Source organism: Massilia soli (genome assembly GCF_016809835.1).
GTDB lineage: Bacteria > Pseudomonadota > Gammaproteobacteria > Burkholderiales > Burkholderiaceae_D > Telluria_A > Telluria_A soli.
Genome location: NZ_JAFBIL020000008.1, coordinates 244,506 through 268,675, shown reverse-complemented (window position 1 = coordinate 268,675; position 24,170 = coordinate 244,506). Strand labels below are relative to the sequence as shown.

At 66.4% G+C, this 24,170-nt stretch carries 26 protein-coding genes and 2 pseudogenes; 14 read left to right on the top strand and 14 right to left on the bottom strand.

Going from position 1 to position 24,170, the window contains the following annotated elements:
• Window positions 1-18: 18 nt before the first annotated feature.
• The 8 genes from I4X03_RS20065 (at window position 19) to I4X03_RS20030 (ending at window position 8,657) form a co-directional block, all read left to right on the top strand.
• On the top strand, window positions 19-273 hold the full coding sequence (locus I4X03_RS20065; RefSeq protein WP_223470010.1) for a XapX domain-containing protein: 255 nt from the start codon (window positions 19-21) through the stop codon (window positions 271-273).
• Window positions 270-2,120, top strand: coding sequence for an amidohydrolase (locus I4X03_RS20060; protein ID WP_223470009.1), 1,851 nt, complete (start codon window positions 270-272; stop codon window positions 2,118-2,120). Before I4X03_RS20065 ends, I4X03_RS20060 begins: the two co-directional genes overlap by 4 nt.
• A 25-nt stretch (window positions 2,121-2,145) precedes the next feature.
• Window positions 2,146-2,829 carry a hydrolase gene (locus tag I4X03_RS20055; protein WP_223470008.1) on the top strand — a complete coding sequence of 228 codons (684 nt, stop codon included), beginning with the start codon at window positions 2,146-2,148 and terminating at the stop codon, window positions 2,827-2,829.
• Between the two features lie 55 nt (window positions 2,830-2,884).
• The gene (locus tag I4X03_RS20050) at window positions 2,885-3,724 is read left to right on the top strand and encodes an alpha/beta fold hydrolase (protein ID WP_223470007.1); all 840 of its coding nucleotides are present in this window, start codon (window positions 2,885-2,887) and stop codon (window positions 3,722-3,724) included.
• 13 nt (window positions 3,725-3,737) lie between these two features.
• On the top strand, window positions 3,738-4,424 hold the full coding sequence (locus I4X03_RS20045; RefSeq protein ID WP_223470006.1) for a YoaK family protein: 687 nt from the start codon (window positions 3,738-3,740) through the stop codon (window positions 4,422-4,424).
• A 71-nt stretch (window positions 4,425-4,495) separates the two neighbouring features.
• Entirely contained in the window at window positions 4,496-7,522 is a 3,027-nt protein-coding gene (locus I4X03_RS20040; protein ID WP_223470005.1) for a sensor histidine kinase, read from the top strand.
• Between the two features lie 9 nt (window positions 7,523-7,531).
• Window positions 7,532-8,164: a response regulator transcription factor gene (locus I4X03_RS20035; protein WP_223470004.1), complete on the top strand. Its 633-nt coding sequence runs from the start codon at window positions 7,532-7,534 to the stop codon at window positions 8,162-8,164.
• A gap of 112 nt (window positions 8,165-8,276) precedes the next feature.
• Entirely contained in the window at window positions 8,277-8,657 is a 381-nt protein-coding gene (locus I4X03_RS20030; RefSeq protein ID WP_223470003.1) for a helix-turn-helix domain-containing protein, read from the top strand.
• Here I4X03_RS20030 and I4X03_RS20025 read toward each other — a convergent pair.
• Window positions 8,573-9,358 carry a hypothetical protein gene (locus tag I4X03_RS20025; RefSeq protein ID WP_223470002.1) on the bottom strand — a complete coding sequence of 262 codons (786 nt, stop codon included), beginning with the start codon at window positions 9,356-9,358 and terminating at the stop codon, window positions 8,573-8,575. The two genes, I4X03_RS20030 and I4X03_RS20025, sit on opposite strands and share 85 nt — an antisense overlap.
• Window positions 9,359-9,616: 258 nt before the next feature.
• Here I4X03_RS20025 and I4X03_RS20020 point away from each other — a divergent pair, with 258 nt between their 5' ends.
• Window positions 9,617-10,585 (top strand): Bug family tripartite tricarboxylate transporter substrate binding protein, encoded by a 969-nt coding sequence (locus I4X03_RS20020; protein WP_223470001.1) that lies wholly within the window; start codon window positions 9,617-9,619, stop codon window positions 10,583-10,585.
• A 245-nt stretch (window positions 10,586-10,830) separates the two neighbouring features.
• Here the strand turns inward: I4X03_RS20020 and I4X03_RS20015 are convergent, their stop codons facing one another.
• From I4X03_RS20015 to I4X03_RS19995, 5 genes are all read right to left on the bottom strand, one after another.
• A complete protein-coding gene (locus I4X03_RS20015) occupies window positions 10,831-11,025 on the bottom strand; it encodes a hypothetical protein (protein ID WP_223470000.1) in 195 nt (64 codons plus the stop codon).
• 72 nt (window positions 11,026-11,097) lie between these two features.
• The gene (locus I4X03_RS20010; protein WP_223470086.1) at window positions 11,098-12,360 is read right to left on the bottom strand and encodes an ATP-binding protein; all 1,263 of its coding nucleotides are present in this window, start codon (window positions 12,358-12,360) and stop codon (window positions 11,098-11,100) included.
• Window positions 12,361-12,407: 47 nt separating this feature from the next.
• Entirely contained in the window at window positions 12,408-13,148 is a 741-nt protein-coding gene (locus I4X03_RS20005; protein WP_223469999.1) for a response regulator, read from the bottom strand.
• Between the two features lie 18 nt (window positions 13,149-13,166).
• The gene (locus tag I4X03_RS20000; protein WP_223469998.1) at window positions 13,167-13,679 is read right to left on the bottom strand and encodes a thioredoxin family protein; all 513 of its coding nucleotides are present in this window, start codon (window positions 13,677-13,679) and stop codon (window positions 13,167-13,169) included.
• A 1-nt stretch (window position 13,680) separates the two neighbouring features.
• Window positions 13,681-14,388: a cytochrome c biogenesis CcdA family protein gene (locus I4X03_RS19995; protein WP_223469997.1), complete on the bottom strand. Its 708-nt coding sequence runs from the start codon at window positions 14,386-14,388 to the stop codon at window positions 13,681-13,683.
• Between the two features lie 208 nt (window positions 14,389-14,596).
• On the opposite strand from I4X03_RS19995, the gene I4X03_RS19990 reads away from it, so the two are divergent.
• The gene (locus I4X03_RS19990; RefSeq protein ID WP_223469996.1) at window positions 14,597-15,346 is read left to right on the top strand and encodes an HAD family hydrolase; all 750 of its coding nucleotides are present in this window, start codon (window positions 14,597-14,599) and stop codon (window positions 15,344-15,346) included.
• Here the strand turns inward: I4X03_RS19990 and I4X03_RS19985 are convergent.
• Together I4X03_RS19985 and I4X03_RS23370 are read right to left on the bottom strand one after the other, a co-directional pair.
• The gene (locus I4X03_RS19985) at window positions 15,294-15,779 is read right to left on the bottom strand and encodes a hypothetical protein (protein ID WP_223469995.1); all 486 of its coding nucleotides are present in this window, start codon (window positions 15,777-15,779) and stop codon (window positions 15,294-15,296) included. The two genes, I4X03_RS19990 and I4X03_RS19985, sit on opposite strands and share 53 nt — an antisense overlap.
• The gene (locus tag I4X03_RS23370) at window positions 15,779-16,243 is read right to left on the bottom strand and encodes a glycosyltransferase (RefSeq protein ID WP_223470085.1); all 465 of its coding nucleotides are present in this window, start codon (window positions 16,241-16,243) and stop codon (window positions 15,779-15,781) included. Before I4X03_RS23370 ends, I4X03_RS19985 begins: the two co-directional genes overlap by 1 nt.
• Between I4X03_RS23370 and I4X03_RS23365 the strand changes: the two are divergent.
• Window positions 16,208-16,282, top strand: a pseudogene (locus tag I4X03_RS23365) (hypothetical protein); the annotation flags it as partial. The gene I4X03_RS23370 and the pseudogene I4X03_RS23365 overlap by 36 nt on opposite strands.
• A gap of 84 nt (window positions 16,283-16,366) precedes the next feature.
• Here I4X03_RS23365 and I4X03_RS23360 read toward each other — a convergent pair.
• Window positions 16,367-16,903, bottom strand: a pseudogene (locus tag I4X03_RS23360) (MGDG synthase family glycosyltransferase); the annotation flags it as partial.
• Between the two features lie 169 nt (window positions 16,904-17,072).
• Here I4X03_RS23360 and msrA point away from each other — a divergent pair.
• Together msrA and I4X03_RS19960 are read left to right on the top strand one after the other, a co-directional pair.
• Complete coding sequence (msrA, locus tag I4X03_RS19965; RefSeq protein WP_223469994.1) at window positions 17,073-17,582, top strand: peptide-methionine (S)-S-oxide reductase MsrA; 510 nt, start codon at window positions 17,073-17,075, stop codon at window positions 17,580-17,582.
• An 18-nt stretch (window positions 17,583-17,600) separates the two neighbouring features.
• Window positions 17,601-17,846: a hypothetical protein gene (locus I4X03_RS19960; RefSeq protein WP_223469993.1), complete on the top strand. Its 246-nt coding sequence runs from the start codon at window positions 17,601-17,603 to the stop codon at window positions 17,844-17,846.
• A 26-nt stretch (window positions 17,847-17,872) separates the two neighbouring features.
• On the opposite strand, the gene I4X03_RS19955 is transcribed toward I4X03_RS19960, so the two are convergent.
• The 3 genes from I4X03_RS19955 to I4X03_RS19945 all read right to left on the bottom strand — a co-directional run bounded on the left by I4X03_RS19955 (window position 17,873) and on the right by I4X03_RS19945 (window position 20,698).
• A complete protein-coding gene (locus I4X03_RS19955) occupies window positions 17,873-19,285 on the bottom strand; it encodes an MFS transporter (RefSeq protein ID WP_223469992.1) in 1,413 nt (470 codons plus the stop codon).
• Between the two features lie 25 nt (window positions 19,286-19,310).
• Complete coding sequence (locus I4X03_RS19950; RefSeq protein WP_223469991.1) at window positions 19,311-20,015, bottom strand: SDR family oxidoreductase; 705 nt, start codon at window positions 20,013-20,015, stop codon at window positions 19,311-19,313.
• A 98-nt stretch (window positions 20,016-20,113) separates the two neighbouring features.
• A complete protein-coding gene (locus tag I4X03_RS19945) occupies window positions 20,114-20,698 on the bottom strand; it encodes a TetR/AcrR family transcriptional regulator (RefSeq protein ID WP_223469990.1) in 585 nt (194 codons plus the stop codon).
• A 119-nt stretch (window positions 20,699-20,817) separates the two neighbouring features.
• On the opposite strand from I4X03_RS19945, the gene I4X03_RS19940 reads away from it, so the two are divergent.
• The gene (locus I4X03_RS19940; protein ID WP_223470084.1) at window positions 20,818-21,510 is read left to right on the top strand and encodes a fumarylacetoacetate hydrolase family protein; all 693 of its coding nucleotides are present in this window, start codon (window positions 20,818-20,820) and stop codon (window positions 21,508-21,510) included.
• Between the two features lie 2 nt (window positions 21,511-21,512).
• Here I4X03_RS19940 and I4X03_RS19935 read toward each other — a convergent pair whose 3' ends face one another.
• Window positions 21,513-23,045 (bottom strand): phospholipase D family protein, encoded by a 1,533-nt coding sequence (locus I4X03_RS19935; protein ID WP_223469989.1) that lies wholly within the window; start codon window positions 23,043-23,045, stop codon window positions 21,513-21,515.
• Between the two features lie 381 nt (window positions 23,046-23,426).
• Complete coding sequence (locus I4X03_RS19930) at window positions 23,427-24,161, bottom strand: hypothetical protein (protein WP_223469988.1); 735 nt, start codon at window positions 24,159-24,161, stop codon at window positions 23,427-23,429.
• Window positions 24,162-24,170: the final 9 nt, after the last annotated feature.

Sequence of the window (24,170 nt, the reverse complement as noted above, 5' to 3'; positions counted from 1 at the left end):
CAGCTGAAGGGGGCCGCAATGTACCTGATGTCGATTGGCGCGGGAATACTCGTAGGGATCATCTATGGCCTGATCAATGTGCGCTCGCCGGCGCCGCCGGCGATTGCCCTGGTCGGATTGCTGGGCATGCTGATCGGCGAGCAGGTGGTTCCGGTCGCCAAGCGGCTGGCCCAGGGCGCGCCGCTGACCAAAGCCTGGCTCGCCAGCGAATGCGCGCCCAAGATCACCGGCATCGCGCCCAAGGAGCAGCAGCCCGGGGAGGACCGGGCATGAGCGCGTCGCTGATCCTCGTCAATGGCCGCTTCCACACCGGCGACCGCGCCAATCCGGCCGCCAGCGCGGTGGCGATTGCCGACGGCCGCTTCCTGGAAGTGGGCGATGCGGAGGCGGTGATGCGCCACCGCACGCCGGCCACCGAGGTCATCGACCTGGCAGGGCATACCGCCATCGCGGGCCTGAACGATTCGCACATGCACCTGATTCGCGGCGGGCTCAACTACAACCTGGAGTTGCGCTGGGAAGGCGTGCCGTCGCTGGCCGACGCCTTGCGCATGCTGCGCCAGCAAGCCATGGTCACGCCCAGCCCGCAATGGGTGAGGGTGGTGGGCGGCTGGACCGAGTTCCAGTTTGCCGAGCGCCGCATGCCGACCCTCGACGAATTGAACGAGGCGGCGCCGGATACCCCGGTGTTCGTGCTGCACCTGTACGACCGGGCCTTGCTCAACCGCGCCGCGCTGCGCGCTGTCGGCTACACCAGGGACACGCCGAATCCGCCCGGCGGCGAGATCGCGCGCGATGCCGCCGGCAACCCGACCGGCATGCTGATCGCCCGGCCCAACGCGATGATCCTGTACGCCACGCTGGCCAAAGGGCCGGCCTTGCCGCTCGACCAGCAAGTGAACTCGACGCGCCAGTTCATGCGCGAGCTGAACCGGCTGGGCGTGACCAGCGTGATCGACGCCGGCGGCGGTTTCCAGAACTATCCTGACGATTACGCCGTGGTCGACCAGCTCGCGCGCGCCGGCCAGCTGACCGTGCGTATCGCCTACAACCTGTTCACCCAGAACAAGGGCGCCGAACTGCAAGACTTCAAGGCGTGGACCGGCATGGTCAAGCCGGGCGACGGCAGCGACTTCTACCGCCACAACGGCGCCGGCGAGATGCTGGTGTTCTCGGCCGCTGACTTCGAGGATTTCCTGGAGCCGCGGCCCGACCTGTCCCCGAGCATGGAGGACGAACTGGAGCAGGTGGTGCGCCACCTGGTCGAGCAGCGCTGGCCGTTCCGCCTGCACGCCACCTACGACGAATCGATCAGCCGCATGCTCGACGTGTTCGAAAAGGTCAACCGCGAGATTCCTTTCGCCGGCCTGCACTGGATGTTCGACCACGCCGAAACCATCACGCAGCGCAATATCGACCGCGTGGCCGCGCTGGGCGGCGGCATCGCGATCCAGCACCGGATGGCGTTCCAGGGCGAGTACTTTGTCGAGCGCTACGGCGCCGATGCGGCCAGCCACACGCCGCCGATCGCGCGCATGCTCGCCACCGGCGTGCCGGTGGGCGCCGGCACCGATGCCACGCGTGTCGCCAGCTACAACCCGTGGACAGCGCTGTACTGGCTGGTCTCGGGCAGCACCGTCGGCGGCTTGCGCATGTACGGCGCCGACCAGCGCCTGCCGCGCGCCAGCGCGCTCGCGCTGTGGACGGCCGGCAGCGCCTGGTTCTCGAGCGAGCAAGACAAGAAAGGCAGGATCAAGGCGGGCCAGCTGGCCGACCTGGCCGTGCTGTCCGCTGACTTCTTCAGCGTTCCGGAAGACGACATCAAGGCCATCGAATCGGTGCTGACCATCGTGGGCGGCAAGCCTGTCTACGGCGACGCCGGCTTTGCATCGTACGCGCCGCCGCCGATCCCGGTGCTGCCCGACTGGTCGCCGGTCAAGTCCTTCCCCGGCAGCTACCGGCCGCGCGCCGCCGCGCCGCGGATGGCGCTGCCGCATATCTGCTCGGGCCCCTGCGGCGTGCACGGGCACGGCCACGACAGCGCGCGCGCCTCGACCGTTCCGGTAGCCGATTTCACCGGTTTCTGGGGCGCGCTGGGCTGCAGCTGCTTCGCGTTCTGATTTTCAACCCAAGGAGTATTTCACCATGAATCCGAAACTTGACGTTCTCAGCCCAAGCAACTCGCAGCTGATCTTCATCGACCACCAGCCCCAGATGGCGTTCGGGGTGCAGTCGATGGACCGCCAGGCGATGAAGAACAACACCGTCGCGCTGGCCAAGGCGGCCAAGGCGTTCAACATCCCGACCACCATCACCACCGTTGAAACGCTGGGCTTCTCGGGGTACACCTATCCTGAACTGCTCGATGTTTTCCCTGGCCAGCCGATCCTCGAGCGTACCTCGATGAATTCCTGGGACGACCAGAAAGTGCGCGACGCGCTCAAGGCCAATGGCCGCAAGAAGGTGGTGGTGGCGGGCCTGTGGACCGAAGTGTGCAACTGCAGCTTCGCCCTGTGCGCGATGGCCGAAGGCGACTACGAGATCTACATGGTGGCCGACGCGTCGGGCGGCACCAGCAAGGAAGCCCATGACTACGCGATGCAGCGCATGGTCCAGGCCGGCGTGATCCCGGTGACATGGCAGCAGGTGATGCTGGAGTGGCAGCGCGACTGGGCCCACAAGGATACCTACGAAGCGGTCATGGCGATCGTGACCGAACATTCGGGCGCGTACGGCATGGGCGTCGACTATGCGTATTCGATGGTGCACAAGGCCGCTACCCGCGCCACCGGCGCGCACGAAACGCTGGCGCCGGTGCCGGCACGCTGATCGCTTCGCGCCGCCGGCAACGGCGGCATGTCTTTCCCGACCAGGAGAATCGTTTATGTCTAACATGACTGGCAGCACCTTCACCACCACCGACGGCGTCGAGCTGTACTACAAGGATTGGGGCAGCGGCCAGCCGGTCGTTTTTTGCCACGGATGGCCGCTCAATTCGGACAGCTGGGAAGCGCAGATGTTCCACCTGGCGAGCAATGGCTTTCGCGCCATTGCCCACGACCGCCGCGGGCATGGCCGCTCCAGCCAGCCGTGGGACGGCAATGACATGGACCATTACGCCGACGACCTCGCACAGCTGATCGCTGCGCTGGACTTGAAAGATGCCATCCTGATCGGCTTCTCGACCGGCGGCGGCGAGGTGGCGCGCTATGTCGGCCGCCACGGCACCGCGCGGGTCGCCAAGCTGGCCCTGGTTTCCGCGGTGCCGCCGCTGATGCTGCAGACCGGCGACAATCCGGGCGGCTTGCCGATATCCGTGTTCGACGGCATCCGCGCAGGATCGCTGAAGGACCGCGCGCAGTTGTACATCGATATCGCCAGCGGTCCCTTCTTTGGCTACAACCGCGCGGGCGCGATCAAATCGCAGGGCGCCATCGACGCATGGTGGATGCAGGGCATGATGGCGGGCCACAAGAACACCTATGACTCGATCAAGGCATTCTCCGAAACCGATTTCCGTGACGACTTGAAAAAATTTGACCGGCCGACCCTGGTGGTGCATGGCGACGACGACCAGATCGTGCCGTTCGAGGCAGCAGGCAAGGCGGCCGCGGCGATGGTGCCGGGTGCGCAACTGCTGGTCTATCCAGGGGCGCCGCATGGCCTGAGCGAAACGCACAAGGAAAGGCTCAACGCCGACCTGCTGGCATTCGCGCGCGCATGAGCGGGCTGCCGGCATGACTTCAGGGCGCAACCGCTGGACCAGCGTCGGGCTGGGATTTCTGGCCGGCTATGTCGATACGCTTGGCTTCATCGCGCTGTTCGGGCTGTTCACGGCGCACGTGACGGGCAACTTCGTCCTGATCGCGGTGGCGCTGGCGGACGCCTCGCAGGCATCGGTCCTGCTGAAATTCCTCGCTTTCCCGGCCTTTGTGGCCGGGATCGCCGCGGCGCGCCTGCTGATCGCCGCGGCCCAGCGCAGCAATGGCCCGGCGCTCAAGCTGGCCCTCGGTCTGCAGGCTTCGCTGCTGTTTGGGTTCATGTTGTGCGGCTATCTGGCCGAACCGATCGGCAGCACGGTCACGCCGCTGGCGATGGCCGCCGGTTTGCTCGGCACCGCCGGCATGGGCGCCCACAGCGCCACCAGCCGCCTGCTGCTCGGCCATCTCGCGCCAACATCGATGATGACCGGGAACGTGACCCAGCTCGTGATCGACAGCGTGGACGTGCTGCGCGGCGCGGCCGACGCGGGCACGGCCGAGCGCTGCGGCAAGTTCTTCTGGCCGCTGTGTGCGTTTGCGCTCGGTTGCATTGTGGCGGCGTTTGCCTACCAGGCGGTCGGCTTCCTGGCGCTGATACTGCCGATCGCGATCCTGCTGCAGGAACTCGTGAAGCAGGATGCGCCCGCACCGGCGGGCGCGTGAGCATGCGCCATGGCTTCTGACCCGCCGGGCTGGCTGTGGCTGCGCCAGCTAGCCGGTGCTATCATCGGCCGATGAAAGTCACGCGACAATTGCTGTTCGGCGCGCTGCTGTTGCTGTGCTCGCTTCTGGCCGTGCCCGCCGGCGCGCAGGAGCGCTCGCTCGACAGCATGGAGCACCGGCGCTGGCTGTCCGCCGATGGCGGGCCGAGCCAGGTCGGCGCCATCGCCCAGACCCGCGACGGCTACCTGTGGCTGGGCACCAACGATTCGCTGTTCCGCTTCGATGGCATGCGCTTCGTGCGCTACGAAGCAGCGGCGCGCAATACGCTCAATATCGTCGCATCGCTGCTGGTGGTCGGCGACGAGCTGTGGGTCGGCTTGCGCTACGGCGGGGTGCGCGTGATCCGCGACGGCGCCATGCGCGCGTTCCCGGTCGGCGCAGGCTTGCCCGACGGCGTGATCTACAGCCTGGCGCGCGACCGCGGCGGTGCGATCTGGGCCGCCGCCGACGACGGCCTGGCGCGCTATGCCGGCGGGCGCTGGCAGCGCATCGGTGCCGACTGGGGGTTCGCCGGCGCCAACGCGCGCGCCGTCTTCACCGACCGCGACGGCGTGCTGTGGGCAGCCAGCGGCAAGCGCCTGCTGTACCTGCCCGAGGGCTCGCGCAGCTTTGTGGATACCGGTCTCGCGGTCGACACGGTCAGCCAGATCGCCCAGGCGCCTGACGGCGCGATCTGGGTTGCCGAGCGCTACGGCGGTACGCTGCACCGCGTGGTGCTCGACAAGGGACAAGTGACCACTGCCAGCAGGCAGATGAAGGCGGCCGCGATCGGCCTGCTGTTCGACCGGGCCGGCAGCCTGTGGCTCAGCACCACCGGGCAGGGCATCCGCCACATCGCCCAGCCCGTGAATCTGGCAGCGCTCGACAGCGCCACGGTGTTTACGGCCAGGCAGGGCCTCAGTTCCGACTTCATCTGGAAGATGCACGAAGACAGCGAGGGCAACATGTGGGTCGGCACCAACGCCGGCCTCGACAGGTTCCGGCCGCGTACCCTGATGCCGGCGGCGTTTCCCGCCGGCGCCCTCAATTTCGCGCTGGCGGCGGGCGCCGACGGCAGCGTCTGGGGCGGGCCCAGCAATCGTCCGGCAATGCGCATGGTGGGCGACCTGGTCGAGCAGATGGCGATGCCGGCGCCGGTCAACAGCGCCATGACCGACAGCAGCGGGACGGTCTGGATGGGCGGCCCGTCGGGCATCTGGCGTTCGCGCGGCAATGCGCTTGAGCGCGTCGCGGCGCTGCCCGGCGCGCCCGGGATGGAGACGCCGGTACGGGCGATGGCGCGCGACGCTGCCGGCGACTTGTGGGTGTCGATCAACCGGGTCGGCCTGTTCCGCCTGCGCGGCGGGCAATGGCGCGCCGAGCCGCCGGTGTCGGCGCTGGCCAACCAGCGCATGCCGGTCAGCGCGCTGGCTGCGCCCGGCGGCTGGCTGTGGTTCGGCTACCGCGACAGCCTGCTGGTGGCGCGCCGCGGCAGCGAGGAGCTGCGCTGGACCAGCGACGACGGGCTCGACATCGGCCACGTCACCGCGCTGGCGCAGCACGGCGGCAGGACCTGGGTCGGCGGGCAGCGCGGCGTCGGCTACATCGACGGCGGCCGTTTCCAGCGCCTGCAACTGCCGGAAAACGGCTTGTTCAACAATATCTACGCGATGGTCCCGGTGCCGGTGCGCGACGGCCGCGGCGTTGACCTGTGGCTGCATACGCGCTCGGGCATCTTCCAGCTGACGGTGGCCGAATTGCGCCGCGCCGCCGCCGATCCCCAGCACCGGATCCGCTACCGCTCGTTCGACCTGATGGGCGGCCTGGCCAACGACCCGTACCAGGTGCTGCCGCTGCCGACCGCGGTGCGCAGCAGCGACGGCCGGCTCTGGTTCTCGACCAGCGGCGGGGTCGCGTGGATCGACCCGGCACGCCCGCCATCGCAGCATCCCGGACCGACGGTGGTGATCGAATCGGTCAGCGTCGATGGCGCCAGGGTCGGCACCGCCGCGCCGCTGGCGCTGGGCTCAGGCACGCAGCGGGTCACGGTCGATTACACCGCGCTGAGCCTGTCGGCGCCGGAACAGCTCAACTTCCGCTACCGCCTCGACGGCTTCGATGCCGACTGGCAAGACGCCGGGCGCGAACGGCAGGCCAGCTACACCGGGCTCGGTCCCGGGAACTATACGTTCCGCGTGATGGCGCTGAACAAGGACGGCATGTCGAGCACGCAAGAGGCGACGTTTTCCTTTAACATCGCGCTGGCGTTCTATCGCGAGCCGCTGTTCCTGGCCCTGATGGCCACGCTGGCGGCAGGCAGCCTGTGGCTGGCATATAAAATCAATATGCGCCGCGCCGCCCAGCGCCTGCGCGACCGCCTGGAAGAGCGTCACCGCGAGCGCGAGCGCATCGCGCGCGAGCTGCACGACACCCTGCTGCAGGGTGTGCAGGGGCTGGTACTGCGCTTTCATGCCGTGGCCGGCAGCATGCCCCAGGATGCGCCCGCGCGCGCCAGCCTGGAGCAGGCGCTGGACCGCGCCGACCAGGTGCTGGTCGAGGGGCGCGACCGGGTGCGCGACCTGCGCAGCGGGCCGCAGGATGCGCGCGGCCTGCAGCAGGCGCTGGCGGCGGTGGGTGCAGAACTGGCGCAGCAGTCGGGCCGCGGTTTCTCGGTTCATCTGGCCGGCCAGGTAAAGCCGCTGTTGCCGGTGGTGCTGGACGAGGTTTACCGGATCGCGCATGAGGCCATCGTCAACGCGTTCGCGCACGCGGGCGCGCGCCAGATCCGGGCCGAGATCGGGTACGGGCAAGAAGTCTTCGGACTGACCATTTCCGACGACGGTCGCGGTATCGATCCGGCCTTCCTGTCGCCGCAAGGACGGCCGGACCACTGGGGGCTGCGCGGCATGCACGAGCGCGCCGAACGAATTGGTGCCAGCCTCGAGGTGTGCAGCGGCGCCACCCGCGGTGCGGCCATCACGCTCAGCCTGCCAGCAAGGATGGCCTATCGTCGCAGCCATGGCCGCCAGGCAGGCTGGCGCGGCTTTTTATCGCGATAAGGATTCGATGTGACAGAGACGCACAAGAGCATACGGGTGCTGGTCGCCGATGACCATCCGCTGATGCGCGAAGGAATCGCCGCGGTGATCGACAGCCAGCCCGACATGGAGGTCGCCGGCGAAGCTGGCGACGGCGCCGAGGCGGTACGCCTGTACCGCGCGCTGCGCCCGGATGTGGCCCTGATCGACCTGCAGATGCCGGGCATGAACGGGATCGAGGCAATTGAAGCGATCAGGACCGAATTTCCGGATGCGCAGCTGGCCATCCTGACCACCTACCGCGGCGACGCGCGCCTGCTGCACGCGGTGAAAGCGGGCGCGCGCGCCTACCTGCTCAAGAGCGCGCTGCGCAAGGAACTGTGCGAGGCGATTCGCGCACTGGCCGCCGGGCGGCGCTACTTCGCGCCGGAGATCGCCGCCGACATTGCCGGCATTGTCGGGCAGGACAGCCTGAGCGCACGCGAGGTGCAGGTGCTGCAGTTGCTGGCGCGCGGCTATTCCAACCGCGACGTCGGACTTGCGCTGAACCTGTCGGAAGATACGATCAAGGGCTACCTGCGCACCATCACGGCCAAGCTGGGCGCGAACAACCGCACTCACGCCGTTACGATCGGCATCGAACGGGGATTCATTGACGTCTGATACCAGGCTCGCGCCAACACTTTCGTGTAGATGTTTCCCACCCGTATAGGCCTGCCGGCTCCCGTGAAAAACTGGCACGATGTCATGACGATATCGCCTGACGGGAGCAAGAGTGAAGCAAGCAATTTCCAGCAAGGCGGGCGCTCGAACGGCATTGCCGCGATGGCAGCTGCAGCGCGTGGTGGCGTATATCGACCATCACCTCGATCAGCCGTTGCGCAGCTGCCACCTGGCCTCGCAGTGCGCGCTCAGCGCCAGCCATTTCACGCGCGCCTTCAAGCAGGCGACCGGATTGTCGCCGCGGCTGTTTATCCTGCAGCGGCGGGTCCAGGCGGCTTGCCGCGAAATGCTCGCCACCGACCAGCCGCTCACTGCCATCGCCCATGCCTGCGGCTTCTCCGACCAGGCTCACCTGAGCCGCAGCTTCCACCTGCAGATGGGCACTGCGCCGCTGGCGTGGCGCAGGATGCAGGCTGGGGCCTTGCGCGCCTGACGAAGGTGCGCCGTGGCTGCGCTACGGCGGACGCTACTCGCGCGCAGCCGCATCGCTAGCGTCAACAGGCCAGCGGCGAGCAAGGCGACTTGCGGCGGCTCGGGCACGACCGCCACCTGGACGGCGATGGTCGCGACGGTCGCATCCATCGCCCACCTGAGCGGCACATCCGGATTGTCGGGATACATGATGACCGCGGAGTGGCCGAACACATCCTTTCCCGATTTTTCGGTGGCGTCGAAGGGCGTCAACGGTCCCGCTTGACCGCTACTGCCCGGCAAATAATATACATCGTTATAGAACTGCACCGTGAAGCCGGCGTCGGGCGCGCTGATATCAAACCAGCCCCGATGCTGATAGCTGTCGAAAACCGACACCGAGGTACGCTCGACCTTGCTGGTAGCGCTGCCTTTGTAATGGTAGGCCTGGCCCCCAATCAGAAAGTCGACCATCACCTCGCCGCCTTCGTTGATGCCGTGGTCACGGGCCCACGGATCGTCGGAGTCGAAGTGCGAGGTCAGTGTCAGGGCGTAGGGAAGCGACGCTGTGGCTGGAACTTGTTTCAGGCCCAGTGCCATCATGATCGTCGCGTCCGGCGCCGTTGTGCCGGTCGAACGCGTGGTGACCGTTACCGGCTCGGCCACGGCCGTGCCGGCTAAAGCGAGTAATAGCACGAAAACAGCCCTGGTTGAGAGGTCCATGGCATGCTCCTGTTCCGCTCCCCGATGTCTCGACTCTAGCAAAGTCACGCTGGCATGGCGACTGACACACGCGCCTTCGTACCAGAAAAGCGACTCGACAATCCAAACGGATGAACACCATGTCCGGTTCAAGACACCTGAGTATATTCACGCGGCTGCCGTTCCTCCCTGGAGCAGGTAACCCTTGCAAAGCTGCTGATGCTATTCTCTCAACAGCCGCATATGGCGTATCCCAATCTAACATTCACGGAGACCTACATGACATTCTGGACCAAAACCTGGCAGTGCCTGGCCGCAATCGCAGTTGCCATTCCCGCGATGGCGAACGCGTTCCCGACTGGAACCATCGAATGGGTGGTGCCTTATGCGGCTGGCGGCGGGTCCGATGTCGTGGCGCGGGTGATCGCGGCCGAGATGGCCAAGTCGCTGGGACAGCCGATCATCATCAACAACAAGCCGGGCGCCGGGACCAATATCGGCGCGGCCTACGCGGCCAAGGCGAAGGCCGACGGCCACGTGGTGCTGACGGCCGACACCGCAACCCTGGCGGCAAACCAGTTCCTGTACAGCAAACCCGGTTACAGCGCGGAGCAGGACTTTGCGCCGGTCGGGCTGATCGCGCGGTTTCCGATGATTCTGGTGGTCAATCCGCAGGTGCCGGCCAAAGACCTCAAGGAGTTCCTGGCCTGGGCCAAAGCGCAACCCAACGCGGTCGCCTTCGGCACGCCTGGCGCTGGCAGTCCGCACCATCTGGCCACCGAGCTGTTCTCGGACGCGACCGGGCTCAAACTGCTGCACGCGCCTTACAAGGGCGCCGCGCCTGCGGTTCAGGATGTGCTGGCAGGGCAGGTTCCCTTCATGATCGTCGATACTGCCGTCGGCGGGCCGCATATCCGCGCCGGCAAGCTCAAGGCCATCGGCGTGGCGAGCCTGAAGCGCGTTGCCGGCTTCGACACCATTCCGACACTCGACGAACAGGGGCTGAAAGGGTTTGAAGCATACGCCTGGCAAGGCATGGTCGCACCGGCCAATACGCCCGCCGCCACCGTCGCGACCTTGAATAAGGCGCTGGTTACGGCAGTCAACAGCGACGCCGCCAAGGCGCGCTTCCAGGCCCTGGGTCTTGAAGCCATCCCGGGGACCCCGGCCGAGATGGGCGCGTACGCCAGAGGCGAACGCGAGAAGTGGGGCAAGGTCATCAAGGCGAAGGCCATCAAGCTGGACTAACAGGAGCGGGTTCTGTAAGCCAATGTATCTGAGCGGCTAACTGGTACACAACATGGCAGAACCCGGCCGCCGCGGACATACCCCGGATACGGCGGCGCGGTGTAATCAGGTCTCGTTGCAGCACATGCAATCCAAATTCCTGTGGGAGAGACCCGTGACCGATCCGTTCAATCCCAGCCGCCGCTTGTTCGGCGCGATGCCTCCGGCGCTTGTCCGCAGCATCGCTCAACCGGGCGCGCCGACGGTCAGCGACGCCGTTGCGCTTTCATGATGGAGAGGGCCATGGCAGCACCTTTACGCAGGGCCTGCGCGGCCATCGCCGTAGCGTTCGCGACGCAGGCCGGCGCGACCGGGCTGTGGATCAACAGCGACAGCACCAGCCGTGAAAACAGGCTCGGCGCCATCGTGCTGCTGGAAGCGGGCACCACGACCAGCTGCATCGTTTGCCGCCGCGAGCGGGCGTCCGCGGCCAACCGGGCCGAAGCGCCCCGGCCTGCGAGCGAGCCCGATTTTTACGCGTCGGTCACGCGCAGGCGCGATGGCAAAACCAGTGTCGCCGCGAGTCCGCCGCCGTCGCGGTTCGCCAGCGACAGTTCCCCATCCATGGCCAGCGACAACTGGCGCGCGATCGCCAGGCCTAGCCCGGTGCCGCCGGTATCGCGGTTGCGCGAGCCTTCGAGCCGGTAGAACGGCGTGAACACGGTATCGAGCAGCTCGGGCGGAATGCCGGGGCCGGGGTCGGCCACGGTAATGCGCACCGTGCCGTCCTCGCCTTCCGCCACCGATACGTCGGCCGCGCCGGCGTATTTGAGCGCATTGTCGATCAGGTTGCCGACCACGCGGCGCAGCGCATGCGGGCGCGCCAGCAGCGGCGCGCCGAGCTGGCCATGCAGGCGGACCCGCTGGCCGGCGTCGGTGTAGTCGCACACCATCGTGTCGAGCAGGCCGTCGATGTCGATGCGGCGCGCTTCCTCGGCGGTTCCGTGCAAGGTGCGCGCATACTCGACGCCCTCACGCACCAGTGCCTCCATCTGCTGCAGGTCCTGGCGCATCTTGTCCTGTTCGTGGCCTTCGTCCATCAGGTCGAGGCGCAGCCGCATGCGCGTGATCGGTGTTTGCAGGTCGTGCGAGATCGCCGCCAGGATCTGGATGCGGTCGGCCACATACATGCCGATTCGCTCCTGCATGGCGTTAAAGGCGCGCGCCGCGCGCGCCACCTCGGTCGGGCCGTCTTCAGGCAAGGGATTCGCTTTGAGATCCGGTCCGAGCGTGTCGGCGGCGTGCGCCAGCTGCAGCAGCGGGCGAGTAGCCAGCCGCACCGCCAGCCAGCACGCCACAGCCAGCAGGATCAGCTGCCCGGCCAGTACCAGCGGCAGCCAGGGCGACAGCGGTACTCCCGGCATCGGCCGGATATCGATGGTGAGCGGGCTGCCGTCGCTTAGCTGCAGGTGCACCTGCAAGCGTTCGCGCTCGCCTGAGACCGCGTTCGCTGCCAGGGCGTAGGTCTTGCCGATGCCGGTGTTGATCGACTCGGCCACCTGCGCCGACAATTCGGCGTCCAGCGGCGGGCCGCCGATCCCGGGGCCGAGGATGAAGGTGTAACTGCGACGTGCCAGCCGGTCGAGCCACTGCGCGCGCTGGTCGGCCGGGAGGTGATCAAGCAGGGCGACCGACGTGGCGACTTCGCGTTCGATATAGCCCATCATCAGTTTGGTGGTGGCCTGGTTGCGCTCCATGAGCGTGATCGCGAACGACAGCGTCTGCGCCAGCAGCATGCCGACGATGACGATGATCGACAGGCGCGCAAACAGCGAACGTGGGATCACCGTATTTCCCCGTCCAGCGTGACGCTGGCCGAGAAGATGTAGCCTTCGCTGCGCAGCGTCTTGATGTACTTCTGTTCGCGCGCGTCGTCGCCAAGGCGCTGGCGCAGCCGGCTCACCAGCAGGTCGATCGAGCGGTCGAACTGGTCGGCGTCGCGCCCCTGCGTGAGGTTGAGCAGCTGGTCGCGCGTGAGCACGCGCTGCGGGTGGTCGAGGAACACGCGCAGCAAACGGTACTCGGCGCCGGTCAGGGCCACCATCGTCGCGTTCGCGTCAAGCAGGTGGCGTCCCACGGTGTCGAGGCGCCAGTCGCCAAAGCAGATGAAGCTGGCCGCTTCGGTGATCTGCAGGTTAGGCGGCAGCATGCGCGCGCGGCGCAAGATGGAATTGATCCTGGCGAGCAGTTCGCGCGCGGCGAACGGCTTGACCAGGTAATCGTCGGCCCCCATTTCGAGACCCAGGATGCGGTCGCTCTCGTCGGAACGCGCCGTCAGCATCAGGATCGGCATGTTGCGGTGAGGCCCGGCGCGCAGGTCGCGGCACAGGCTCAGGCCATCTTCGCCGGGCAGCATCAGGTCAAGCACGATCAGGTCGACCGGCGTGTCTGCCAGCACGGCGCGCATCTGGCGCCCGTTGCCGACCGCCGTCGCACGCAACCCGTTCCTGGTCAGGTAGGCCGCAAGCAGCTCGCGGATCTCGCTGTCGTCGTCGACAATCAGCACGTGGTTTGAATGGTCCATATGACAAGGATATCGCAATTATTCCGCCAGCAGGCGGCGGATCTGGGCTTCAGTTTCGGCGTAGGCGCCTTCGCCGAAATGGGTGTAGGCGATACGGCCTTTTTTGTCGATCAGGTAGACCGCCGGCCAGTACATGTTGTTGTACGCGCTCCAGGTGTCGTAGCGGTTGTCCTGCGCGACCGGATAGTTGATCCTGAACCGCTGGATAGCCGCCTGTACGTTGGCGGTTTTGCGCTCGAACCCGTATTCGGGCGTGTGCACGCCCACCACCACCAGGCCCTTGTCCTTGTAGCTGTCGTACCACCTGGTCACATAGGGCAGGGTGCGGATGCAGTTGATGCAGGTGTAGGTCCAGAAGTCGACCAGCACGACTTTGCCCTTGAGCCCGGCCATGGTCAGCGGCTCACTGTTGAGCCAGTTACTGATGCCCTTGAATTCCGGGGCGGGGCCAAGGTCGCGGGTTGCGGCGCTTGCGCTGGCCGACAGGGCGGCCGATAGCGCCAGGGCGGCGAGGTGTTTGGTGGCAGTCATTTCAGAGTCCTTTCAAGGTGGGGAAGCTGTCGGCGAGCCAGGCATAGGCCAGCACGTCGTAGTGGTAGAACATGGCGCCAGCGGTCAGCAGGACCAGCACGCCGAAGGCTTTCTGCAGCCGTTCGGTATGGCGTGCGAGGGCGCGCACCCTGGTGCTGGCGAACTGGCCGCCGTAGGCGATGGCGAGCATCGGGATGCCGGCGCCGACGGCGTAGATGCCGAGCAGCGTGGCGGCCCAGGCCAGGTCCTGCGAGCGGGCCACCAGCGCCAGGATCGACGCCAGCACCGGGCCGGCGCATGGGGTCCACGCGGCGCCCAGCGACATGCCGAGTACGAAGCCGCCGGTGTTGCTCGGGCCGGCGCTGGCGCCGGCGTCGCCCAGGCGGCTCAGCGGGCCGCCGATGCGCATCGCGAGCCAGTCGTACGGCGCCGGCCAGATGCGCGCCAGGCCGGCGAGCGCAAGCAAGGCGATTCCGGCATTGCGCAAGGTGTCCTGCGCGATCTCGGCGAAGCTCGATACCACGCTGAGCAGCATGCCGAAGGCGCCGAAGGCCAGCACGAAGCCGAGTGAGATGAACAGGGGCCGGGTGCGGCTGGTTTGCCCGACCGAGGTGCCGAGAACGATCGGCAGCACGGGAAGGACGCATGGCGAGGCGACGGTCAGTACGCCCGCCAGCAGTGCGAGTGGCGCTTCGATCAGACTTTGCATGGTGGAGATCCGGGATGATGGGCCGCAGCGCGGTATGGGGCTATTGGACCCGAGCGGGGTATCCCGGGTGTGTCGGGCGATGGCGCCTTGTGCAATCTTGTGTATCGGGCGCAGTGCCTGATACACAGGGATACAAACCCCTGTCATCAAGCTGTCATCGAATCTCCCCAGAATGAGCGTGTTCGCTCAGAGCGCATAGGAGACAGCCATGTACCAAACCAAGAAGTTGATCATCCTGGACGCCGACGGCACCACGATCGATGCGTATCCTGCGATCGAAGCGGCGTTCGCCCAGCACGGCATGACCCTGGGGGAGGAAAAGAGCTTCCAGAAGCGCCATCACCTGTTCAAGTATCTGGGCGGCTTGAAGGAATTTCCGTCGATTATCAAGAAGAACCTGCGCAAGAAGGCGCGCAAGAAGATCGTCGATTCGCTGACCGATGTCTACCGCACCGAAGCGCGCCTATATACGGGTATCCCCGAGATGATCCAGTCGCTGCTGGCGGCGCCGGATATTGTTGTCGGCCTGGTCACACGGAATGTCACCAACGAACCGCTGGACACCCTGAGGATGCTGTTTGCCCGCCACGGCATCGACGTCGACCAGTTTGACTTCTTCGACCATGTGCCGCTCAGCGAGGGCAAGACCGCGCAATTTCGCCTGATTCGCGAACGCTTCCAGATCAACCCGGCGCGCGCGTATGCCTGCGGCGACGAACACAAGGATTTCCACGCGGCAATCGGCAGCGGCATGCATCCGTTCATGGTGTCGTACGGGTTCGAGGACCATGACCGGCTGGTGGAGAAGTTCGCGATTCCCGACGAGGTAATTTCGCGCAGCCCCGCGGCTCTGCGCCAGCGTATCTGGCACGCGTTCGATATTCCGGCGCCCGACGTTCAGGCGCTTAAAATCGCCACGCCCAGCCGCCGTACGAATACCCGAACAGCAGGCAGCTGAGCGCCGTGAACACCCAGTAATCGACCGGCGCGCCAAGCACCCAGTGCTTATGCCACGGCACGTGCGCCGCTCGAAAGCGTTTCAATCCAAACGCCGGATTCAGGATGAACCATAAAAGATCCTCGACGATCCAGAACACCATCAGCGACGCCAGGATGCGCGCCTCCAGCTGCAGCGACCACTGCCAGGCGATCAATGCCGGCAGGTGGAACACCAGCACGATAAACGACATGACCCATGCGTGATAGCCCGTCATCGCGCGACCGCCCCAGAAAATAGTGAGCAGCCAGTGCTCTTCCACGCGCCAGGTCGGCAGATTGGCCGCCCAGCCGGCATCGCCTTCGATCTGGATTTCGACCTTCGCAAAGACGAAGGCAAGGACCACGACAAACGCGAGCGTCGACAGGAATTGGGTCAGTTCCGGCACGGGCATTATTTGACCTGCTTGAGGATGGTGGCAAGGACCTCGCTGGCGGCGGCGGGCTTTCCGAGCGCCTGCGCGATGGCGCGCATTTCGGCCAGCCTGGCGGGGTGGGCGAGCAGATGGCCGATTCGGTATTCCAGCGTCAGCAAGTCGAACGCCTTCAACGCGGCGCCGCGCTCCAGCAGGAAATTGGCGTTGTGTTCTTCCTGCCCCGGTATCGGTGCGATGACGATCATCGGCAGGCCAAGCGCGAGCGCTTCGGAGGTCGTCAACCCGCCCGGCTTGGTGACCACGATATCGGCCGAGGCCATCAGGCGCTCGATGGTGTCGGTATGGGGCTGGGGCGACAGGCGCCCGGGATAGCGCGCGGCGAGCTGTTTCAACGCCGCCAGCGCAGCCTCGTCGCGGCCCGCCAGTGCGATGACCTGCAGGTCGGCATGTGCGCCAAGCAGGCGCTCGGCAATGCATGCCACCGTGCCGAATCCCGGCCCGGCGCCCATCAGCAGGACCGTCATCCGGAAAGGCAGGATACCCAATTCGCGCGCGCATCGCTGGCGCTCGCGCGGCCCCGAAAAAGCCGGCATGATCGGAATGCCGGTGATATGGATGCGCGCCGCCGCAATGCCGTGCGCGCGCAGGCGGAACGCCACCTCGTCGTTAGGGACGAAATAGCCTGCCATATGGTCGTGCACCCAGATCCGGTGCAGGTCGAAATCGGTCACCTGCACCCACACCGGGCATGTCAGGCGGCCGCGCGCGGTCAGCTGCGACAGCAGCTCCGCCGCCAGGAAATGGGTGCAGACGATGGCGCCTGGCGCGATGCGCCCGATCTCGCGCTCGAAGCGCGTACTGTTGAGGCGTTCGGCCCAACGGCGCAGCAGGTGCAGGGGGCCAGCGCTGTCGGCGGCGTGGGTCGACTGGTATACCTGCCGCCACACGGCCGGTGCGCGCCTCACCAGCCACGCATACAAGGTCGTATAAACCATGCGCAGCAGGGGAGAGACGAACTGCAAGATGTCGATGTGGGTGGCGCTGACGCCGGCGTGCCGGGAGTGGACCCGCAATGCTTCAGCGGCGCGCGTGTGACCGTTGCCGGCGGAGGCACTGACGAAGAGGATGTTGATCGTGCCCATTTGCGCCTGTTCAGGATGGAAGCGGGCTGATTCTATTGAGCTGGTGTGACCGGGCGATGACAGGCGCTTTTCCGACTGCCGCGGCGGCCTGATTTTTTTTGGGCTACAATTACCGCATGCGATGTAATCGTATGCGGTAATTGAATATTTATACATCAAAAGGACTGCGATGACGACGAAAACTGAGACTGCCATCCTGGCGGGCGGCTGCTTCTGGGGCATGGAAGATCTGCTGCGGCGCTATCCCGGGATTCTATCCACCCGGGTGGGCTACACCGGTGGCGACGTGCCCAATGCGACCTACCGCAACCATGGCACCCACGCCGAAGGGATCGAGATCGTGTTCGACCCGGCGGTCATCAGCTACCGGAAAATCCTGGAGATCTTCTTCCAGATCCACGATCCGACGACGATCAACCGCCAGGGCAACGACATGGGCACCAGCTATCGTTCGGCGATCTTCTATCTCAGCGACGAGCAGAAGAACATGGCCGAGAACACCGTGCGCGATGTGGATGCCTCCGGCCTCTGGCCGGGCAAGGTCGTCACCGAGATCGCGGCGGCCGGCCCGTTCTGGGAGGCCGAGCCGGAGCATCAGAATTATCTGGAGCGCCGCCCTGACGGATACACCTGCCATTTCATCCGTCCGGACTGGAAGCTGCCAACAGCCAGTTCCTGAAACGACGAGGAAGCAACCATGGCCGCGACCGGATATCAACCGATCAGCTGCGAGTTTCACGATGTGCTCGAGGCCAATGCGACGCTGCGCAAGCCGGTGCAGATCCGGTTTCGCGATGACGGCGGCGGGGTGCAGGAACGCCTCGCCGCCGTCAAGGATATATTTGCGCGGGACGGCAGCGAATTCGTCGCATTGAGCACTGGCGAGACCGTGCGGCTGGACCGCCTGATCGCTGTCGACCAGGCCCGGCTGGCCGAGTTCTGACGCGCTGCCGCATCAGCCGTGCGCGTTCATTCAGCCTTGGCGCCGCGCGCCTGGACGCCCAGGCACAACGCGCCCGTGACCAGCGCCAGCACGAACTGAAGCCAGTACAGCGGCAAAAAGTCGGCGCGTGCCAGCGCCGCTTGGCCTACCAATAGCACGGTAGTCGCCACGCCCATCACCGACCCAAGCTGGCGCGTGGCCTGGTTGACCGCGCTGCCCACCGCATACTGCGCCGGCGGCAAGCCCGCCACCGCCGCACCCGATAGCGATGGCAGTACCATACCCACTCCCAGGCCGCTCAGGATCAGCCCCGGCAGCCAGTGCGTCAGGTAGGCCGGTTCGCTGCCCGGTACCAGCAGCATCCACAGGCCCGCCGCCGCGTACACCATCGATCCAGTCACCAGGATCGGCCGGTAGCCGATCCGCGCCGCGATGCGGCCGGTGATGATCGCCGTCGGCACCACCATCAGCGGACCGGGCGTGACCGCCAGGCCGGCGGCAGGCAGGGTGTAGTGCCAGACGCCGGTCAGGTACGCAAAAAAGCCGAAGAACATCATCGCAAACGCAGTGCCGAAGGCCAGCGTGGCCAGGTTGACCGCGCCATAGCTGCGGTTGGCGAACAGGCTCAGGTCGACCAGTGGCGCCGCCGCATTGCGCGCCCAGGCGATGAAGGCGCCGAGAGCGGTCACGCTGGCGCCGCCAAGCGCGGCCAGCTCCAGCCGGCTCCAGTGCGCCGACTCCAGCTGGGTGATCGCCATCGCCGCGGCGCCGACGGCGGCAATCAGCAGCAGCATGCCCACCACGTCGATCCGCGCCTTGAGTGCGGCGGTCTTCGCTTCGCGCAGCCGGGCCGCACCGAACCACAGCGACACTGCGCCGAGCGGAATGTTGATGTAGAACGCCCACGGCCAGCCGAGGTAGTCGACGATGCTGCTGCCAAGGCTCGGGCCAATTGCCGCGGCCAGTCCGCCCACCGCGCCCCACAAACTGACCGCCACCGTGCGCTTGTCTTCCGGGAACGCGTCGAGGATGATCGACAGCGATGCCGGCGTGAGCAGGGCGGCACCGAGCGCCTGCACCACCCGCGCGGCGATCAGCAGGCCGACGCTGCCGGCCATGCCGCATGCTGCCGAGGCAGCGAGGAACAGCGCGACACCGGCCAGGAACACCCGCTTGCGGCCGTGCGCATCGGCCAGCCCGCCGGCCGGGATCAGCATCGTCGCATAGACCACGGTATAGGCGTTGAGCACCCATGACAGGTCGGCCGGGGTGGCGTCGGGGAAAGCCTGCTGCAGCGCGCCGAAAGCGGCGAACAGCACGGTGCTGTCGATCGAGACCAGGAACACCGCGATACAGGCGATCCAGAATGTCGGCCAGGGCGAGGCCTGGACCGACGGCAGCGCGGCTGGCGCGGCCGGTGCGAGCGAGGGGGATGTCATGGCGTGCTCCGTCGAGGGTAGGGAATCAGCGCTGGTAGTCGATGTACACGCCAGGCTCGTCGGACAAGCCGCGCTTGATTTCCTGGGTCCAGTCGCCGACCGATACTTCGCTGGCGCCGGCTTCAAACGCGTCGAAGGTACGCGCGACAACAAATTCAGGCGTCATCTTGTCAGCGTCGAAGCCCTTCGTCATGTCGGTGTCGATGAAGCCGACGTGCAGGCCGAGCACCTGGGTTTGCTGTTCGCGCATTTCGTTGCGCAGCGCGTTGGTCAGGCTCCACGCGGCCGCCTTGGTGATCGAATAGGCGGCCAGCACCGGCGCGCTCAACCAGCTCGATACCGACAGCACGTTGAGCATGCCGCCGCCGCCATTGTTGCCCAGCACCGGCGCGAACGCCTGGCTCACCCGCATCACGCCGTACAGGTTGGTCTCCATCAAACGCTGGGTCGCCGCGACGCTGTCCTCGTCAAGCACGCCTTTAAGCGTGACGATGCCGGCGTTGTTGATCACCAGCGTCACGTCGCCGCATGCGGCGGCGGCAGCGGCAACCTGCGCGGGATCGTTGACGTCGAGCTGGACCGGAATGACACCCGGCAGGGTGACGGTTGACGGATCGCGGGCGCCGGCGTAGACCTTGCGGGCGCCGCGGGCCAGGGCCTGGCGGGCAAATTCGAGGCCGAGTCCGCGGTTGGCGCCGGTAACGAACACTGTGCTGTCCTTGAGTTTCATGGTGATTCCTTTTCGGTTAAGAGACGTCGATTAAAATATGACGAGCATCATATTTAAGGTGCAAAAAAGGCCGCGTCGAAGCTGCGGCCGGGAAGCGTTTAAGCAGCGCGGTCGTATTGGGCGATCAGCGTTTCGCCGGTCGCGTCGAGCATTTCGCGTCCGAGGTCGCCCAGCGCGCGCGCCATCTGCACTGCGCCGACCAGGCTGCTGGCCAGCGCGAACGGGTAATGCGCCGGGCTGCCGGGCGGCAACGCCTGGCGCGCCATCTCGATCAGCGCGTCCACCCGGCGGCGCGATGCCCCGCGCACGCCGTCGGCCTGGCGCGGCATCTCGGAACCCAGCGCGGCGACCGGGCAGCCATGCTCGGCTGCACTGACGTGAATGTCGGCGAGATACGATTCGACCAGGGCGCGCACGGGACTGGCGCCGCCCTCGACCCGTGCGGCGATGCGCCTGGCGATGAAGCCGGCACTGTCGTTACCGGCATGTTCGACGGCAGCGGCCAGCAGGGCGTCGCGCGATGTGAAGTGGGCATAAAAACCGCCGTGCGTCAGGCCAGCTTCCTTCATCACATCGGCGACCCCGACGCCGCTGTAGCCATGCTTGCGCACGGCGCGCGCCGCCGCATCGAGAATGCGCTCGTGTGAAAGTTGCCTGCGGTTCGACTTGAGATCGGTGTTCATTGCATCACCTGCTGCTTTATGATGAGTGTCATATCATGATCATCATATTTGGAAGTCAAGCGATTTCTTCCGCAAACGCCAGCGGCGCTACAATGTTCGCTCAACTTTACGGGATCGATATGTCTGACTTCGTCATCACTCCGCCGGCCACGCCTTCCGTGGCCGTGGCCGGCAGCAGCGCGCGCTTTCCAGTGCGCCGCGTGTTCTGCGTCGGCCGCAACTATGCGGCGCATGCCCGCGAGATGGGCGCCGACCCGTCGCGCGAGCCGCCATTCTTTTTCATGAAACCGGCCGACGCGGTCGTCGATGCGCAGGGCGTGATCCCATTCCCGCCCGCCACCGGCGACCTGCACCATGAAGTCGAGCTGGTGGTCGCCCTGAGCGGCGGCGGCGCCGATATCGCCCCAGCGGACGCGCTGGCGCTGGTGTGGGGCTACGGCGTCGGCCTGGACCTGACCCGGCGCGACTTGCAGGCCATCGCCAAGGAACTGAGCCGTCCGTGGGACTTCGCCAAGGGTTTCGATGCATCGGCCCCGTGCAGCGCCTTGCACCCGGTGAGCGAAACCGGGCATCCGGCGCACGCGCGCATCACGCTGACGGTAAACGGCGTGCTGCGCCAGCAGGGCAGCTTGCAAGAAATGATCTGGCCGGTGGCAGACGTCATCAGCCACATTTCGCGCTTCGTCACGCTGGCGCCGGGCGACCTGATTTATTCGGGCACGCCGGCCGGCGTGGCGGCGCTGCAGCGCGGCGACCGCGTGCATGGCGGAGTGGAGGGCGTTGCCGCGTTTGACCTGGAAATGGGCAGCTAGGGCTACAGCAGCCAGTCGATCGGCAAGAGCGACAGGAACCAGACGGCGGCGCGCTGGCCGAAGCTGGTGCCAGGTTCGACAGCGTGGCGCACGCTGGTCTGCCCGCGCCGTTCCTGCCAGTACAGCTTGCCGTCCGCGGCGAGCCGGACCTCGTAAGCGGCAGCCGGGATGCGCTCGTCGAACGCCCCGGCGATGCGGCCCGCCATGCCTGGGCTGTCAATGACAAATCCCATTTCCGTGTTCAGCCTCGCCGAGCGCGGATCGAAATTGAAGGACCCGACAAAGACCCGCGTGCGGTCGATGGCAAAGGTTTTGCTGTGCAAGCTGGAGGCGGAACTTCCCGATGCCCCGATGCCTGGCCGCGCCGGGGCGTTGGGCGACAAGCGCCGCAGTTCGTACAGCGCCACGCCCGCCTCAAGCAGGCGCTTGCGGTATTTGGCGTAGCCCGAATGTACGGCGGCGACGTCGGTCGCTTCCAGCGCATTGGTCAGCACGCGGATCCGGACGCCTTTGCCGGCCATCGCCTCAAATGCCTCGACACCCGCGCCGGTCGGCACGAAGTAGGGCGATATCAGGTTCAGTTCGGCCACCGGCTGGCCCATCGTCTCGCGGATCTTGTCCAGGATAAGCGTGCCGGGCCTGGCCTTGCCCAGCCCCTTGGCGGGGTCGTCGCTGACCATGCGCGTGACCGCCCATTCGAACGCCAGCTTTCCCGCGGCCAGATCGTTGAAGAACGCGGCGTCGCCGATGGTGCGGACATAGCCGAGCGCCGGGTCGCTGCGTTCGAGCGCGCCGGCGGCGGCCGCCAGCTGGTCGATCGATTGCTGGCTTGCCGGCGGCAGCAACTGGCCGACGCCGTAGGATGAATGGCTGTTCCAGTAGCGGTCAAAATCCCTGGCGACCTCGGTGACCACGGGCCCGACCGCCATCACGTCCAGATCGGCAAACAGCATGTGGCCATCGGCGCCGAAGTAGGCGTCGCCGATATTGCGGCCGCCCACTACCGTGGCCTGGCTGTCGGCGGTGAATGACTTGTTGTGCATGCGCCGGTTGGCGCGGCCAAAATCGGTCAGGAAACCGTGCACGCGCATGCTGCGCACAACAAACGGATTGAACAGGCGCACCTCGATGTTGCGATGCGCGTCCAGCGCCGCCAGCGTCGCGTCAAGTCCCGATGTATTGTTGTCGTCGAGAAGCAGCCTGACCCTGACGCCGCGATCGGCCGCCCGGCGCAATGCGCCGAACAGCAGCGATCCGGTCATGTCGTTGCGCCAGATGTAGTATTGAATATCGAGGGTACGCTCGGCGGCGCGCGCCAGCGCAGCCCGTGCGGCAAATGCGTTGTGGGCGTCGGCCAGCGGAAAAATGCCGGACTTTCCCGGGTTTGCCGCAGCCAGCGGCGCGACCGCGCGCCCGAGCAGGGTGGCGCCGGTGTCCAGGTCGGCGCTCGACACGGCGCGGCCGTCTTGCGGCGGCAGGCCGACGCAGCCCCCGAGCAGGACAACAAGCAGGCACAGGGCGGCAATGTGGTTCATGGGCGCCAACAAGTTGAAAAAAGGGCGGCGGCTACGATCTGCCGAGCTCGCCTCTAACGGATGTTACCTGAACGCGGCCGTGCAGGGTGAACACCATCAATGACGTTATAGTGGATCAAACGCCTTTGACGCACACCCCCGATGAAACAGTCTTTCGTTCGCCAAGCGACGACATGCTCCTCGCTGGGCACGGGCTTGCTGTCGCCTGCGTTTCCGGGTTTCTGCGCTGTACCGCGGCGCTTCCGGGCCAGGCAGGCAACCGCCTGCCTCCCTCAGGCTCGGCGAGCCGGTTGAACTGACCACCAGTTCTGGTCTGCCCGGCCGACCTGAGCAGCGCGCCGGACCAGATCTCGGTGCTGACGCCGATCGGCACTGCCGCCGCTAGATAAGGTGCCTGAAGGTCGGTTCGATCTTCTTTGAGTGCAGGAAGCGGACAATGTCTTCCAGCGTCGCGTCTTTCAGCAGCAAGCCCTCGGCCGCCGCGGCGGGATGCGCGCGCGGCGCGGGCGCAGGGCTGTGCGGCGGCTGGAGCACAGCGAGCGCATGGCGGAACTGATCCTCGCTAATGCTGTGCAGGCCTTCCAGGAAGGCCAGCTGGCCTGCCATCGGCGGCGCCATCTCGAGCCCGGATTCATCGGCAAACGACGCTCCCATTCCCGGATGGATGAACGCCGCCCACTTGCCGCTGGCCTGGTTCAGGCACGGCGGTAGCTCCACCGGGGCGTTGACCGCAGCGGGGTCGACCGCGGTGTCGGGAAAGTAGGCCTGGCCCAGCAGCGCCAGGAATTGCTGCGCCGCGCTGGCCGGCACCGGATCCGCGAACGACAGCCACAAGCCGTAGCCATCCGCGCCAGAGATGCTGACAGCGGGCGCCGGCAGCCCAAGGTCGGCCTGCAAGGCATTGGCTAGCGCGCATAGCTGGGTCCAGTGGCGGGCCTCGTCGCCGCCGTTTTTCGCTTTGCGGAACGGGATCATGAGGGCGCGCGTCATGCCGCTGTCCGACACCAGCGGGACGGCCAGCGTGGTCTTGCCGAGCATGTGCTCGGCCAGCGCGTCGGGCGCCACGGCGCCTGCCGGCAGGTACAGCCGGCTCAGTTCCGAGATCAGTTTTTGCATGTCAGAGCC